Origin of the sequence: Citrobacter sp. RHB20-C16, from assembly GCF_013890155.1 — a bacterium.
Lineage (GTDB): Bacteria > Pseudomonadota > Gammaproteobacteria > Enterobacterales > Enterobacteriaceae > Citrobacter_A > Citrobacter_A amalonaticus.
This window is the reverse complement of record NZ_CP057630.1, coordinates 1,615,841-1,629,659: the sequence shown is the minus strand read 5'-3', so window position 1 is coordinate 1,629,659 and position 13,819 is coordinate 1,615,841. Positions and strand designations below refer to the sequence as shown.

13 protein-coding genes are annotated in these 13,819 nt (G+C 54.2%); 12 read left to right on the top strand and 1 reads right to left on the bottom strand.

Annotated elements, in window-relative coordinates; all coding sequences use genetic code 11:
• Positions 1-97 precede the first annotated feature (97 nt).
• The 9 genes from HVX64_RS07800 to rihA all read left to right on the top strand — a co-directional run bounded on the left by HVX64_RS07800 (position 98) and on the right by rihA (position 8,792).
• On the top strand, positions 98-1,147 hold the full coding sequence (locus HVX64_RS07800) for a PhoH family protein (RefSeq protein WP_043001408.1): 1,050 nt from the start codon (positions 98-100) through the stop codon (positions 1,145-1,147).
• Positions 1,144-1,611: an rRNA maturation RNase YbeY gene (gene ybeY, locus HVX64_RS07795; protein ID WP_044256587.1), complete on the top strand. Its 468-nt coding sequence runs from the start codon at positions 1,144-1,146 to the stop codon at positions 1,609-1,611. The genes HVX64_RS07800 and ybeY overlap by 4 nt, the downstream gene beginning before the upstream one ends.
• A gap of 97 nt (positions 1,612-1,708) precedes the next feature.
• On the top strand, positions 1,709-2,587 hold the full coding sequence (gene corC, locus HVX64_RS07790) for a CNNM family magnesium/cobalt transport protein CorC (protein WP_043001410.1): 879 nt from the start codon (positions 1,709-1,711) through the stop codon (positions 2,585-2,587).
• A 23-nt stretch (positions 2,588-2,610) separates the two neighbouring features.
• The gene (lnt, locus tag HVX64_RS07785) at positions 2,611-4,149 is read left to right on the top strand and encodes an apolipoprotein N-acyltransferase (protein WP_044256589.1); all 1,539 of its coding nucleotides are present in this window, start codon (positions 2,611-2,613) and stop codon (positions 4,147-4,149) included.
• Positions 4,150-4,528: 379 nt separating this feature from the next.
• Positions 4,529-5,437: an amino acid ABC transporter substrate-binding protein gene (locus HVX64_RS07780; RefSeq protein WP_043001412.1), complete on the top strand. Its 909-nt coding sequence runs from the start codon at positions 4,529-4,531 to the stop codon at positions 5,435-5,437.
• A gap of 163 nt (positions 5,438-5,600) precedes the next feature.
• Positions 5,601-6,341, top strand: a complete 741-nt coding sequence (gene gltJ / locus HVX64_RS07775) for a glutamate/aspartate ABC transporter permease GltJ (RefSeq protein ID WP_044256590.1) — start codon at positions 5,601-5,603, stop codon at positions 6,339-6,341.
• Positions 6,341-7,015, top strand: coding sequence for a glutamate/aspartate ABC transporter permease GltK (gene gltK / locus HVX64_RS07770; protein WP_043001414.1), 675 nt, complete (start codon positions 6,341-6,343; stop codon positions 7,013-7,015). The genes gltJ and gltK overlap by 1 nt, the downstream gene beginning before the upstream one ends.
• Positions 7,015-7,740 (top strand): glutamate/aspartate ABC transporter ATP-binding protein GltL, encoded by a 726-nt coding sequence (gene gltL, locus HVX64_RS07765; protein ID WP_043001415.1) that lies wholly within the window; start codon positions 7,015-7,017, stop codon positions 7,738-7,740. The genes gltK and gltL overlap by 1 nt, the downstream gene beginning before the upstream one ends.
• 116 nt (positions 7,741-7,856) lie before the next feature.
• Positions 7,857-8,792 (top strand): pyrimidine-specific ribonucleoside hydrolase RihA, encoded by a 936-nt coding sequence (gene rihA, locus HVX64_RS07760; protein ID WP_044256591.1) that lies wholly within the window; start codon positions 7,857-7,859, stop codon positions 8,790-8,792.
• Between the two features lie 90 nt (positions 8,793-8,882).
• Here the strand turns inward: rihA and HVX64_RS07755 are convergent, their stop codons facing one another.
• Positions 8,883-9,365, bottom strand: a complete 483-nt coding sequence (locus tag HVX64_RS07755; protein ID WP_181825373.1) for a zinc ribbon-containing protein — start codon at positions 9,363-9,365, stop codon at positions 8,883-8,885.
• 234 nt (positions 9,366-9,599) lie between these two features.
• Between HVX64_RS07755 and leuS the strand changes: the two genes are divergently transcribed.
• From leuS to holA, 3 genes are read left to right on the top strand one after another with little or no spacing between them, the layout of a single operon-like run.
• Positions 9,600-12,182, top strand: coding sequence for a leucine--tRNA ligase (leuS, locus tag HVX64_RS07750; RefSeq protein WP_044256724.1), 2,583 nt, complete (start codon positions 9,600-9,602; stop codon positions 12,180-12,182).
• 14 nt (positions 12,183-12,196) lie between these two features.
• Positions 12,197-12,787 carry an LPS assembly lipoprotein LptE gene (gene lptE, locus HVX64_RS07745; RefSeq protein WP_043001418.1) on the top strand — a complete coding sequence of 197 codons (591 nt, stop codon included), beginning with the start codon at positions 12,197-12,199 and terminating at the stop codon, positions 12,785-12,787.
• Positions 12,787-13,818, top strand: coding sequence for a DNA polymerase III subunit delta (gene holA, locus HVX64_RS07740; protein ID WP_044256594.1), 1,032 nt, complete (start codon positions 12,787-12,789; stop codon positions 13,816-13,818). Before lptE ends, holA begins: the two co-directional genes overlap by 1 nt.
• Position 13,819: the final 1 nt, after the last annotated feature.

The following is a 13,819-nucleotide window of genomic DNA, read 5'->3' as shown; positions in this document are numbered from 1 at the left end:
TATTCCAGTGCTTGCGCCTTTCACCCGTGGCGTGAATAATTTCCTGACAGGCCGGTGAATGTTCGCCTTCCGGCTCCCTATGCATAAGAGGAACAGTTTGAACACAGACACTCGCGAAATTACCCTTGAGCCCGCAGACAACGCCCGCCTGCTGAGCCTTTGCGGCCCGTTTGACGACAACATCAAACAGCTGGAACGCCGTCTCGGCATCGAGATTAACCGCCGTGACAACCATTTTAAACTGACCGGTCGCCCGATTTGCGTCACCGCTGCGGCAGATATCCTGCGCAGCCTGTATGTGGATACTGCGCCGATGCGCGGCCAGACGCAGGATATCGAACCGGAACAAATCCACCTTGCGATTAAAGAAGCGCGTGTGCTTGAGCAGAGCGCTGAGAGCGTTCCCGAGTACGGCAAAGCGGTCAATATCAAAACCAAGCGTGGTGTGATTAAACCGCGTACACCTAATCAGGCGCAGTACATCGCCAACATTCTCGACCATGACATCACCTTCGGCGTCGGTCCTGCCGGTACAGGGAAAACCTACCTCGCCGTTGCCGCTGCCGTGGATGCCCTTGAGCGCCAGGAGATCCGCCGTATTCTACTGACCCGTCCGGCGGTTGAAGCCGGGGAAAAACTGGGCTTCCTGCCAGGCGATTTGAGCCAGAAGGTCGACCCGTATCTGCGCCCGCTGTATGACGCCCTGTTCGAAATGCTCGGCTTCGAGAAAGTTGAAAAGCTGATTGAGCGCAACGTGATTGAAGTGGCTCCGCTGGCCTATATGCGCGGACGTACACTGAACGATGCCTTTATCATTCTTGATGAAAGTCAGAACACCACTATCGAACAGATGAAGATGTTCCTGACCCGTATCGGCTTTAACTCGAAGGCGGTGATTACCGGCGACGTCACGCAGATTGACCTGCCGCGCAACATCAAATCGGGTCTGCGCCATGCCGTTGAGGTGCTGGCAGAGGTCGACGAGATCAGCTTTAACTTCTTCCACAGCGAAGACGTCGTGCGCCACCCGGTGGTAGCCCGTATCGTTAACGCCTATGAAGCCTGGGAAGAAGCCGAACAAAAACGTAAAGCCGAGCTGGCTGCCGAGCGCAAGCGTGAAGCTCAGGAACAACAGGAACAGAAATGAGTCAGGTGATCCTTGATTTGCAACTGGCGTGTGAGAACAACAGCGGTTTGCCGGAAGAGAGCCAGTTTCAGGCCTGGTTGAATGCGGTTATCCCGCAATTTCAGGAAGAATCAGAAGTGACGATTCGCCTGGTGGACGAGGCCGAAAGCCACGACCTCAATCTGACCTATCGTGGGAAAGATAAGCCGACCAACGTGCTCTCTTTTCCGTTTGAAGCGCCGCCAGGGATTGAAATGCCGCTGCTCGGTGATTTGATCATCTGCCGTCAGGTAGTTGAACAGGAAGCCCAGGATCAAGGTAAGCCGCTGGATGCCCATTGGGCGCACATGGTCGTCCACGGCACCCTGCATTTGCTGGGTTACGATCATATCGAAGACGACGAGGCAGAAGAGATGGAATCCCTCGAGACAGAGATTATGCTTGCTCTGGGCTATGAGGATCCGTACATTGCCGAGAAGGAATAAGCGACCGGCGAATGCCCGGTGGTTTCTGGTGATGCCATGCGCTGAGTTTGCGCGCATTGAGCAAGAGATTAACTAACAAGAGAACCCATACGACGCCATGAGCGACGACAATTCACACAGTAGTGACACGTTAAACAGCAAGAAGGGATTTTTCTCCCTGTTACTGAGCCAACTTTTCCACGGTGAACCGAAAAACCGTGATGAATTGCTGGCGCTGATCCGTGATTCCGGGCAGAACGACCTTATCGATGAAGATACGCGCGATATGCTCGAAGGGGTGATGGACATTGCGGACCAGCGCGTTCGCGACATCATGATTCCCCGCTCCCAGATGATTACCCTGAAACGCAACCAGACGCTGGACGAATGCCTCGATGTCATCATCGAGTCCGCCCACTCGCGTTTTCCGGTGATCAGCGAAGACAAAGATCACATTGAAGGGATTCTGATGGCCAAGGACTTGCTGCCGTTTATGCGCAGCGATGCCGAAGCCTTCAGCATGGAGAAAGTGTTACGCCAGGCCGTTGTCGTCCCGGAGAGCAAGCGCGTTGACCGTATGCTCAAAGAGTTTCGCTCTCAGCGTTACCATATGGCTATCGTCATCGACGAATTCGGCGGTGTCTCTGGTCTGGTCACCATTGAAGATATCCTCGAACTGATCGTCGGTGAAATCGAAGATGAATACGACGAAGAAGATGATATCGACTTCCGTCAGCTCAGTCGCCATACCTGGACCATTCGCGCGCTCGCGCCGATCGAAGACTTCAATGATGCCTTCGGCACCAGCTTTAGCGACGAAGAAGTCGATACCATTGGGGGTCTGGTGATGCAGGCGTTTGGTCACCTGCCCGCACGGGGTGAAACCATTGATATCGATGGTTACCAGTTCAAAGTGGCTATGGCCGACAGCCGTCGTATTATTCAGGTTCACGTCAGAATTCCGGATGACTCCCCCCAGCCAAAACTGGACGAATAACACCGAACGGGAAGAAGAACTCAATGGCTTTTGCCTCATTACTTGAACGCCAGCGCATTCGCCTGCTGCTGGCGTTATTATTCGGTGCCTGCGGTACGCTGGCTTTTTCTCCTTATGACATCTGGCCCGCTGCGATTGTGTCGCTGATGGGCTTGCAGGCACTCACCCTGAATCGTCGCCCGCGTCAGTCAGCTGCTATCGGCTATTTCTGGGGACTGGGACTCTTCGGTACAGGTATCAACTGGGTTTACGTCAGCATCGCGCAGTTTGGCGGGATGCCAGGCCCGGTGAACGTCTTCCTTGTGGTGCTGCTCGCGGCATACCTTTCGCTGTATACCGGACTGTTTGCTGGCGTACTTGCGCGTCTGTGGCCAAAAACCAGCTGGCTGCGGGTTGCCATTGCCGCACCGGTGGTCTGGCAGCTAACGGAATTTCTGCGTGGCTGGGTGCTGACCGGATTTCCATGGCTGCAGTTCGGCTACAGTCAGATCGACGGCCCGCTGAAAGGGCTGGCACCGGTAATGGGTGTCGAAGCCATAAACTTCCTGTTGATGATGGTCAGCGGATTGCTGGTTCTCTCGCTGGTCAGCCGTAACTGGCGTCCGCTGGTGGTCGCCATCGTTCTTTTCGCGCTCCCTTTCCCACTGCGCTATATCCAGTGGTTCACCCTGGAGCCGGAAAGAACAACCCGCGTGTCGCTGGTTCAGGGCAATATCCCGCAGTCGTTGAAATGGGACGAAGGCCAGTTGATGAATACGCTCAAGATCTATCTGGATGCGACGCAGCCCGAAATGGGGAAATCGCAGCTGATCATCTGGCCGGAATCCGCCATTCCGGATCTGGAAATCAACCAGCAGCGCTTTCTGGGCATGCTGGATGACCTGTTGCGTTCGAAGAACAGCTCGCTGATTACCGGTATTGTCGATGCGCGACTGAACAAGCAGAACCGTTACGACACCTACAACACCATCATCACGTTGGGGAAAGACAATCCTTACCGTTATGACTCCACCAACCGCTACAACAAAAACCATCTGGTGCCGTTTGGTGAGTTTGTGCCGCTGGAATCCATTCTTCGCCCCTTAGCGCCGTTCTTTGACCTGCCGATGTCCTCGTTCAGCCGTGGCCCGTACATTCAGCCGCAGCTGCATGCGCACGGTTTAGCACTGACTGCCGCGATTTGCTACGAGATCATTCTGGGTGAACAGGTACGCGATAACTTCCGCCCGGACACGGACTTTCTGCTAACCATCTCCAACGATGCGTGGTTTGGTAAGTCGATTGGTCCTTGGCAGCATTTCCAGATGGCGCGGATGCGCTCGCTGGAGCTGGCACGCCCCCTGCTGCGCAGTACTAACAACGGTATTACAGCGGTGATTGGTCCGCAGGGCGAGATTCAGGCGATGATCCCGCAATTTACGCGCCAGGTGTTAACCGCCGATGTAACGCCAACAACAGGCTTAACGCCATATGCTCGCACTGGCAACTGGCCGCTGTGGTTCCTGACCGCGCTGTTCGGTTTTGCCGCCGTGTTAATGAGTTTGCGTCAACGTCGTAAATAATCGATTTCTCCCTGCATCAGGCCGGATAACCGCGCTTACGCGTCTTATCCGGCCTACCATTCTCCATCCTCTTCTTCCATTCTGGCACGCCTATTGCTTTGTTAACAAAGGCAAACCTGTTTTTGGCGTTCAGCGCAACGTCGTCGCACTAAAGCAGTTCACCGGTAGCACCGAAACGGTGCAACGAGGGATTTTTGCCTCTAAACGGTGCGGCGCACTTCGCAAAAATAAACAATAACGCAGCAATATCTTTACATTAAGCCAGACTAAATGTTAACAAACAGGTAAAACACTGCACGCTTAAGTTGCAGGTGATAACAACACAGACACTCACAATAGGTATCACTGCGTCGACGGCGCAGACGATAAGGAGTTGGATATGCAATTACGTAAGCTAGCCGCAGCAATGCTGGTAATGGGAATGTCAGCCGGTCTGGTACATGCGGAAGATGCGGCCCCTGCCGCAGGCAGCACGCTGGACAAGATCGCCAAAAACGGCGTTATCGTCGTCGGTCACCGTGAATCCTCCGTGCCGTTCTCTTATTACGACAATCAGCAGAAAGTGGTGGGTTATTCTCAGGATTACTCCAACGCCATCGTTGAAGCCGTGAAGAAGAAGCTGAACAAGCCCGATCTGCAGGTGAAGCTGATCCCGATTACGTCGCAGAACCGTATTCCGCTGCTGCAAAACGGCACTTTCGACTTTGAGTGCGGGTCCACCACCAACAACCTTGAGCGCCAGAAACAGGCCGCTTTCTCTGACACCATCTTTGTCGTCGGCACCCGTCTGCTGGCGAAAAAAGGCGGCGACATTAAAGACTTCCCGGACCTGAAAGGCAAAGCGGTTGTTGTCACCTCAGGTACCACCTCTGAAATTCTGCTGCACAAGCTGAACGACGAGCAAAAAATGGATATGCGTATCATCAGCGCTAAAGACCACGGTGACTCTTTCCGTACCCTGGAAAGCGGTCGCGCCGTTGCCTTTATGATGGATGATGCCCTGCTGGCCGGTGAACGCGCGAAGGCGAAGAAACCGGACAACTGGGAAATCGTCGGCAAACCACAGTCTCAGGAAGCTTACGGCTGCATGCTGCGTAAGAACGATCCTGAGTTCAAAAAGCTGATGGATGACACCATCGCCCAGGCGCAGACTTCAGGCGAAGCCGCGAAATGGTTTGATAAGTGGTTCAAAAATCCGATCCCACCGAAAAACCTGAACATGAACTTCGAACTGTCGGACGAAATGCAAGCGCTGTTCAAAGAACCGAATGATAAAGCACTTAACTAACTAGAACGAAATGGGGCGGGAACTCCTTGCCCTCTCGATTGCTATGCAGCACGGACAGACTATATGCCTGATGGTCGTTCCCCATCAGGCCTGAAAACCGAAGTACGCTGGATAACAATCTTCGAGGGTAGCGCTGCTACCCTTATTTTTTCGGAGTAGATGTATGTCAATAGACTGGAACTGGGGCATTTTTTTACAACAGGCCCCATTCGGCAACACCACCTATCTCGGCTGGCTCTGGAGCGGTTTCCAGGTTACCGTCGCACTTTCCATCACCGCCTGGATCATTGCCTTCCTGGTCGGTTCTTTATTTGGCATTTTACGCACCGTCCCGAATCGCTTCTTTTCCGGGATCGGCACCCTGTATGTAGAACTGTTCCGTAACGTACCGCTGATCGTCCAGTTCTTCACCTGGTATCTGGTGGTGCCTGAACTGCTGCCAGAAGATCTTGGCATGTGGTTTAAGGCAGAACTGGATCCCAATATTCAGTTCTTCGTTTCGTCCATGCTCTGTCTGGGGCTGTTTACCGCCGCGCGCGTTTGCGAACAGGTTCGTGCCGCCATTCAGTCACTGCCACGCGGTCAAAAAAACGCAGCGCTGGCGATGGGACTGACCCTGCCGCAGGCCTACCGCTACGTGTTGTTGCCTAACGCCTATCGCGTGATCGTCCCGCCAATGACCTCTGAGATGATGAACCTGGTGAAAAACTCCGCCATCGCCTCGACCATCGGTCTGGTCGATATGGCCGCGCAGGCCGGGAAGCTGCTCGATTACTCGGCGCATGCCTGGGAGTCATTTACCGCCATTACCCTGGCGTACGTGTTGATTAATGCCTTCATCATGCTGGTGATGAGTCTGGTGGAACGTAAAATCCGCCTGCCTGGCAATCTGGGAGGCAAATAATGTACGAATTCGACTGGAGTTCAATTGTCCCTTCCCTGCCCTATCTGCTGGATGGGCTGCTCATTACGCTGAAAATTACCGTCACCGCGGTGATTATCGGTATTGTCTGGGGCACTATTCTCGCCGTTATGCGCCTTTCCAGTTTTGCGCCTGTCGCCTGGTTTGCTAAAGCGTACGTTAACGTCTTCCGCTCCATCCCGCTGGTGATGGTACTGTTGTGGTTCTATCTGATTGTGCCGGGGCTATTACAGGACGTACTGGGGCTGTCGCCGAAAACCGATATTCGCCTGATTTCAGCAATGGTCGCATTTTCGATGTTTGAAGCCGCCTATTACTCCGAAATTATCCGTGCGGGCATCCAGAGTATTTCCCGCGGACAGTCAAGTGCGGCGCTGGCGTTGGGGATGACACACTGGCAGTCAATGAAGCTCATCATTTTGCCGCAGGCGTTTCGCGCGATGGTACCGCTGCTGCTGACGCAGGGCATCGTCCTGTTCCAGGATACGTCTCTGGTGTACGTCTTAAGTCTCGCGGATTTCTTCCGCACTGCGTCTACGATTGGCGAGCGTGATGGTACACAGGTCGAAATGATCCTGTTTGCCGGTGCCGTTTACTTTGTTATCAGCCTGAGCGCGTCGTTGTTGGTCAGCTATTTGAAGAAAAGGACAGTTTAATGATTACCCTGAAAAATGTTTCTAAATGGTATGGTCACTTTCAGGTGCTGACCGACTGCTCCACGGAAGTGAAAAAAGGCGAAGTGGTGGTCGTCTGCGGCCCGTCAGGTTCCGGAAAGTCGACGCTGATCAAAACCGTTAACGGCCTGGAGCCGGTGCAAAAAGGTGAAATCACCGTGAACGGTATTATGGTCAACGACAAAAAAACCGATCTGGCGAAGTTACGCTCACGCGTCGGGATGGTGTTCCAGCACTTTGAGCTGTTCCCGCATCTGTCGATTATTGAAAACCTGACCCTGGCGCAGGTAAAAGTGCTTAAGCGTGATAAAGCCCCGGCGCGTGAAAAAGCGCAGAAGTTGCTGGAACGCGTGGGCCTTGCCGCGCATGCCAATAAATATCCAGCGCAGCTTTCCGGCGGCCAGCAGCAGCGTGTGGCGATTGCCCGCGCGCTGTGTATGGATCCTATCGCCATGCTGTTCGATGAACCCACTTCGGCGCTTGATCCAGAGATGATCAACGAAGTACTGGACGTTATGGTTGAACTGGCCAACGAAGGGATGACCATGATGGTGGTGACCCATGAAATGGGCTTTGCCCGCAAAGTGGCGAATCGGGTGATCTTTATGGACGAAGGGAAAATCGTTGAGGACTCACCGAAAGAAGAGTTCTTCGCTAACCCGAAATCCGAACGCGCAAAAGACTTCCTCGCCAAAATCCTGCATTAATCTTTTCGGCGCGCATGTCAGAGTGCGCGCCATCTCACGCTTTCTTGCCTCGCTCCTCGAATCATTTTCACCCCAGCGTTACCCTTGCCACAATGTAGCATTCATAAGGAGCAACAATGGCACTGCCAATAATCATAGATTGCGACCCGGGTCATGATGACGCGATCGCACTGGTTCTCGCCCTCGCCTCACCGGAACTTGACGTTAAAGCCATCACCTCATCCGCAGGAAACCAGACACCCGATAAAACGCTACGCAACGTATTGCGAATGTTAACGCTGCTGAACCGCACGGACATTCCAGTGGCGGGCGGCGCGCCCAAGCCCCTGATGCGTGAACTGATCATTGCCGATAACGTCCACGGTGAAAGCGGACTGGATGGCCCGGCGCTACCGGAACCCGCCTTTGCGCCGCAGCCATGCACCGCCGTTGAGCTGATGGCAAAGACGTTGCGCGAGAGCACACAACCGGTCACCCTTGTCTCAACCGGGCCGCAAACCAACGTCGCACTGTTGCTGAACAGCCATCCTGAACTGCGTGACAAAATCGCCCGTATCGTGATCATGGGCGGCGCGATGGGGTTGGGCAACTGGACGCCTGCCGCCGAATTCAATATCTATGTCGACCCTGAAGCCGCAGAAATCGTCTTCCAGTCGGGGATTCCGGTGGTGATGGCCGGTCTGGACGTCACGCATAAAGCACAAATTCATGTCGCAGATACCGAACGCTTCCGCGCCATTGGTAACCCGGTTTCCACGATCGTTGCTGAACTACTCGACTTCTTCCTCGAGTATCATAAAGACGAGAAATGGGGATTTATCGGCGCACCGCTGCACGACCCGTGCACCATCGCCTGGCTGTTGAAACCCGAACTGTTTACCACCGTTGAACGCTGGGTTGGGGTGGAAACTCAGGGGAAATACACTCAGGGGATGACCGTGGTGGACTATTACTTCCTGACGGGCAATAAACCGAATGCCACCGTGATGGTGGATGTCGATCGTCAGGGATTTGTAGACCTGCTGGCAGAACGGCTACAGTTTTACGCATGACCAATGCCGGACGGTGCTGACGCTTATTCGGCCTACGTAATGAGTCACCGTAGGCCTGATAAGATGCGTCAACCTCGGCATCAGACTAGATTACGGTTCAAACGGACGACGCTGAAACTGGTCGTGTCCACATTTTGGGCACAATGGCAACACATCCGGCGTATACACCGCCAAGTGAAAATGACACTTTTCACAGACCAGATTGCCCAGGCCCACCACTTCGCCGCTGTGATATACCCCGTGATGACTTAGATCCTGAAACACTTCACGCCATTCGAGCTGCGTTTTGTCGGTGATATCCGCCAGTTCCTGCCACAGGCTCTCTTTGATTACCCGCATAAAGACGCTGTCGGACTCCTCTTCCAGACTCTCTTCGTAGCTGATGGCAAACTCTTCCAGGTCACGTCTGACAGCGCGCGTCAGTTCGTCCACTTCGGTTCGCGTTAACTCCCCGGCCTGCAAAACCCGCTGCCGCGCCTGTTCCACCAGCGCATCGATATCACGCTCGCCATTGCGCAGACGTTCACTTAATGACGCCACCAGTTCACGGTAATATTGAGCAACCTTGTTCATCGTTTCGCCTCCTGGGTCGTTAACTGTCTATAATAATAGACGTTATTTGGGTTGCGCTTTGCAAGACTGTCCACAGAGTATGTAAATTCGTGCAAGGATTACCGTGGCGTGAATTCGAACCTGAATGCGCGAAAGGCTGTTTTGACGCAGGCGTTTGGGCTATGCTATGCGGATCTGAAACACCACATCGAAGCTACGTTTGTAGCTGTATTGAAAACAGGACCACTGGCTGCCATGCAAGAGCAATACCGCCCGGAAGAGATAGAATCCAAAGTACAGCTTCACTGGGATGAGAAGCGCACATTTGAAGTTACCGAAGACGAGAGCAAAGAGAAGTATTACTGCCTGTCTATGCTTCCCTATCCTTCTGGTCGACTACACATGGGCCACGTACGTAACTACACCATCGGTGACGTGATCGCCCGTTATCAGCGCATGCTGGGCAAAAACGTGCTGCAGCCTATCGGCTGGGACGCATTCGGTCTGCCTGCAGAAGGCGCGGCGGTAAAAAACAACACCGCGCCGGCACCGTGGACCTACGATAATATCGCCTACATGAAGAACCAGCTCAAAATGCTGGGCTTTGGCTATGACTGGAGCCGCGAGCTGGCGACCTGTACCCCGGAATACTATCGCTGGGAGCAGAAATTCTTCACCGAACTGTACAAAAAAGGTCTGGTCTACAAAAAGACCTCTGCGGTCAACTGGTGCCCGAACGATCAGACCGTACTGGCGAACGAACAGGTTATCGACGGCTGCTGCTGGCGCTGCGACACCAAAGTTGAGCGTAAAGAGATCCCACAGTGGTTTATTAAAATCACCGCCTATGCCGATGAACTGCTCGACTCCCTGGATAAACTGGATCACTGGCCTGACACCGTGAAAACGATGCAGCGCAACTGGATTGGTCGTTCTGAAGGCGTGGAAATCACCTTCAACGTGAACGATTATGACAACACGCTGACCGTTTACACGACCCGCCCGGACACCTTTATGGGTGCCACCTACCTGGCGGTTGCCGCTGGTCACCCGCTGGCGCAGAAAGCGGCAGAGAACAACCCTGAACTGGCAGCCTTTATCGACGAATGCCGTAACACCAAAGTGGCCGAAGCTGACATGGCGACCATGGAGAAAAAAGGCGTCGACACCGGTTTCAAAGCGGTTCACCCGCTGACCGGTGAAGCAATCCCGGTCTGGGCGGCTAACTTTGTGCTGATGGAATACGGCACTGGCGCGGTCATGGCCGTACCGGGTCACGATCAGCGCGACTACGAATTTGCCACCAAATACGGCTTAACCATTAAACCGGTTATCCTGGCAGCCGATGGTTCAGAGCCGGATCTTTCCGAACAGGCGATGACCGATAAAGGCGTTCTGTTTAACTCTGGCGAATTTGACGGTCTGGCCTTCGACGCGGCCTTCAACGCCATTGCCGATAAGCTGGCCGCCAAAGGCGTGGGCGAGCGTAAGATCAACTACCGTCTGCGCGACTGGGGCGTTTCCCGTCAGCGTTACTGGGGTGCGCCGATCCCGATGGTCACGCTGGAAGACGGCACCGTGCTGCCAACGCCGGAAGATCAATTGCCGGTGATCCTGCCGGAAGATGTCGTGATGGACGGCATCACCAGCCCGATCAAAGCCGATCCTGAATGGGCAAAAACCACCGTTAATGGCCAGCCTGCACTGCGCGAAACTGACACTTTCGACACCTTTATGGAGTCATCCTGGTACTATGCGCGCTACACCTGTCCGCAGTATCAGGAAGGGATGCTGGATTCCAAAGCGGCAAACTACTGGCTGCCGGTAGATATTTACATTGGCGGTATCGAACATGCCATCATGCACCTGCTCTACTTCCGCTTCTTCCACAAACTGATGCGCGATGCCGGCATGGTGAACTCTGACGAACCGGCGAAACAGTTGCTGTGTCAGGGGATGGTACTGGCGGATGCGTTCTACTATGTGGGCGAAAACGGCGAGCGTAACTGGGTTTCTCCGGTGGATGCGATCGTTGAACGCGACGAGAAAGGCCGTATCGTGAAGGCGAAAGACGCGGCGGGCCATGAGCTGGTGTATACCGGCATGAGCAAAATGTCCAAGTCGAAAAACAACGGTATCGACCCGCAGGTAATGGTTGAGCGTTACGGCGCGGATACCGTGCGTCTATTTATGATGTTCGCCTCTCCGGCTGATATGACGCTGGAATGGCAGGAGTCCGGCGTGGAAGGCGCTAACCGCTTCCTGAAACGTGTCTGGAAACTGGTGTATGAACACACTTCCCGTGGCGATGTTGCGTCGCTGAACGTTGACGTGCTGACAGAAGATCAGAAAGCGCTGCGTCGCGATGTACACAAAACGATCGCTAAAGTGACCGATGATATCGGCCGCCGTCAGACCTTCAACACCGCGATTGCCGCCGTGATGGAGCTGATGAACAAGCTGGCGAAAGCCCCGCAGGATGACGAGCAGGATCGCGCGCTGATGCAGGAAGCGCTGCTGGCGGTAGTCCGGATGCTTAACCCGTTCACCCCACACGTCTGCTTTACGCTGTGGCAGGCGCTGAAAGGCGAAGGCGACATCGACAACGCGCCGTGGCCAGTTGCGGACAATGCTGCAATGGTCGAAGACTCCACCCTGGTCGTGGTTCAGGTTAACGGCAAGGTGCGCGGTAAAATCACCGTTCCGGTGAATGCGACAGAAGAGCAGGTTCGTGAACGTGCTGGCCAGGAACATCTGGTCGCTAAATATCTTGATGGCGTTACCGTGCGTAAAGTGATTTACGTACCGGGTAAACTCCTCAATCTGGTCGTTGGCTAAGCGCGGGAGGAAGCGTGCGATATCTGGCAACATTGTTGTTATCTCTGGCGGTGTTAACCACCGCCGGATGTGGCTGGCACCTGCGCAATACCACGCAGGTTCCGGACACCATGAAAACCATGATTCTGGACACGGGGGATCCGAACGGTCCGCTAAGCCGTGCGGTGCGTAACCAACTGCGTCTGAACGACGTTGAGCTACTGGATAAGAGTACGCTGCGTAAAGACGTACCGTCTCTGCGTCTGGGTCGGGTCAGCATTTCGAAAGATACCGCATCTGTCTTCCAGAATGGGCAGACAGCGGAATATCAGATGATTATGACGGTTAATGCGTCAGTATTGATTCCTGGTCACGATATTTATCCTATCAGCGTCCGGGTATTCCGTTCGTTCTTCGACAACCCACAGATGGCGCTGGCGAAGGATAACGAGCAGGATATGATCATCAAAGAAATGTACGACAGAGCGGCGGAGCAATTAATTCGTAAGCTGCCAAGCGTACATGCTGCGGATCGTCTCTCATCGCAAGAAGAGGTTGCCGTTGACGATAAAGAAGCGGCTCCCGCTTCCTCTTCAACGCGTGTCTCCAGCACGCTGGGTAACTGATGATTCGGTTGTACCCTGAACAACTCCGCGCGCAACTCTCTGAAGGGTTGCGCGCGGCGTATCTGCTCCTTGGAAACGACCCATTGTTGTTGCAGGAAGGCCAGGATGCCATCCGTCAGGTTGCGGCAACGCAGGGGTTCGACGAACACCACACGTTTACTCTCGACAACAATACCGACTGGAACGCATTATTCTCGCAATGCCAGGCGATGAGTCTGTTCGCCAGCCGTCAGACGCTGTTGTTGCTACTGCCCGAAAACGGTCCGAATGCCGCGATTAATGAACAACTGGCAACGTTGGTTCAGTTGCTGCATGACGATCTGCTGCTGATCGTACGCGGTAACAAGCTCAGCAAAGCCCAGGAAAATGCCGCATGGTTTAAAGCGCTGACCGATCGAAGCGTACAGATCAGTTGTCAGACGCCGGAGCAGGCGCAACTTCCCCGCTGGGTGGCGGCGCGCGCAAAACAAAATAATCTGCAGCTGGACGACGCAGCAAATCAACTGTTGTGCTATTGCTATGAAGGTAACCTGCTGGCGCTGGCGCAGGCGCTGGAACGTTTGTCCTTGTTGTGGCCCGACGGTAAGCTCACCCTGCCTCGCGTCGAGCAGGCCGTTAATGATGCCGCCCACTTCACCCCATTCCATTGGGTGGATGCGCTGATCATGGGCAAAAGTAAGCGCGCACTGCACATTCTTCAGCAGTTACGTCTGGAAGGCAGCGAACCGGTTATTTTGCTGCGAACCCTGCAACGTGAACTGTTGCTGCTGGTTACGCTGAAACGCCAGTCGGCCCATACCCCGCTGCGCACGCTTTTTGATAAGCATCGCGTCTGGCAAAACCGTCGGGGCATGATTGGCGACGCGCTGAATCGACTGAGTCCGGCGCAGTTACGTCAGGCGGTCCAGTTACTGACACGTACGGAAATCACGCTGAAGCAGGACTATGGCCAGTCGGTCTGGGCGGAGCTTGAAGGGCTCTCACTGCTGATTTGCCACAAAGCGCTGGCTGAAGTTTTTATTGATGGCTGAT

Excerpts from the sequence above, each read along its gene's own strand:
- ybeY (WP_044256587.1), top strand. The coding sequence starts at position 1,144 with ATGAGTCAGGTGATCCTTGATTTGCAACTGGCGTGTGAGAACAACAGC.
- corC (WP_043001410.1), top strand. The coding sequence starts at position 1,709 with ATGAGCGACGACAATTCACACAGTAGTGACACGTTAAACAGCAAGAAG.
- lnt (WP_044256589.1), top strand. The coding sequence starts at position 2,611 with ATGGCTTTTGCCTCATTACTTGAACGCCAGCGCATTCGCCTGCTGCTG.
- HVX64_RS07780 (WP_043001412.1), top strand. The coding sequence starts at position 4,529 with ATGCAATTACGTAAGCTAGCCGCAGCAATGCTGGTAATGGGAATGTCA.
- gltJ (WP_044256590.1), top strand. The coding sequence starts at position 5,601 with ATGTCAATAGACTGGAACTGGGGCATTTTTTTACAACAGGCCCCATTC.
- gltK (WP_043001414.1), top strand. The coding sequence starts at position 6,341 with ATGTACGAATTCGACTGGAGTTCAATTGTCCCTTCCCTGCCCTATCTG.
- gltL (WP_043001415.1), top strand. The coding sequence starts at position 7,015 with ATGATTACCCTGAAAAATGTTTCTAAATGGTATGGTCACTTTCAGGTG.
- rihA (WP_044256591.1), top strand. The coding sequence starts at position 7,857 with ATGGCACTGCCAATAATCATAGATTGCGACCCGGGTCATGATGACGCG.
- HVX64_RS07755 (WP_181825373.1), bottom strand. The coding sequence starts at position 9,365 with ATGAACAAGGTTGCTCAATATTACCGTGAACTGGTGGCGTCATTAAGT.
- leuS (WP_044256724.1), top strand. The coding sequence starts at position 9,600 with ATGCAAGAGCAATACCGCCCGGAAGAGATAGAATCCAAAGTACAGCTT.
- holA (WP_044256594.1), top strand. The coding sequence starts at position 12,787 with ATGATTCGGTTGTACCCTGAACAACTCCGCGCGCAACTCTCTGAAGGG.